Origin of the sequence: Burkholderia sp. Bp8991 (assembly GCF_003853795.1) — a bacterium.
Taxonomy (GTDB): Bacteria; Pseudomonadota; Gammaproteobacteria; order Burkholderiales; family Burkholderiaceae; genus Burkholderia.
This window is the reverse complement of the sequence record NZ_QTQJ01000078.1, coordinates 1-863: the sequence shown is the minus strand read 5'-3', so window position 1 is coordinate 863 and position 863 is coordinate 1. Positions and strand designations below refer to the sequence as shown.

General features: G+C 62.7%; 1 protein-coding gene. It reads right to left on the bottom strand.

Annotated features, from left to right (window positions below):
• On the bottom strand, positions 1–806 hold an 806-nt coding region (locus DIE02_RS35210; RefSeq protein ID WP_124530301.1), incomplete at its 3' end, for an ISL3 family transposase.
• Positions 807–863: the final 57 nt, after the last annotated feature.

The window sequence follows — 863 nt, the reverse complement described above, 5'->3', positions numbered from 1 at the left end:
ACCTTGCGGGCTGGCTTGTCATGTCGGAGTTGATTGGCCTGATCGACCCGCACCCGATCGATTACTTCGCGGCCGTACTTGGCCACCACGTGGTACAGGTCGAAGACGATTTCCGCCTGCGGGCACTGTTCCCTGATTTCGAGTTCATAGGCCGTAGTCATGTCGATCGCTACCGCTTCGATACGCTTGGCCGCGCCTTTGGGAAGCTGTTCGAAGAAGGTCCGGGCCGTCTCACGCGAGCGTCCCGGTCCGATCCAGAGTACTTGCCGGCTGATCGGGTCGACCACCACCGTGGCGTAGCGATGGCCTTTATGCAGCGCGAACTCGTCCATCGCCAGATAGCGGATCGTCGACCAGTCCGGCTCGGCCACGCGGGCACGCAAGCGCATCTTGTCGATCGATTTGACCGTGTGCCAGCCCAGATCGTAGAAGGCCGCCACCGCCTGCACGCTGGCCGCTTGCAACAACTTCTCGCAGGCCTTGGCGAAGCGCTCCGTTACTCGCTGGTAACGGCCCGGCCACGCCAGCTTCTCCAACCGCGGACCGCCGCAGCGTTCGCACCAGACCCGACGACGGGGGACGTGCAGCACCACCCGGTACTCGAACAGCGGCAGGTCACGCACCCGGCGAACCGTTGTCTCGTGGATCTGCTGGCAGCGTGCCCCGCATTGCTCGCAGTACATGACCTTGCTGACCGGCTTCAAATACAGCGACAGCGTGCGGCCTTCGCCTTCCGGCCATTCCACTCGCTCCAACCGATAGCCGGTCCAGCAGCCCAGCGTCTGAAGTGCCTTACGATCGAGCAATTGCCTCTCCTGACGTCCTTAAAGTCAGGCGTCAGGTTACGCAATCGCTCCCAAACC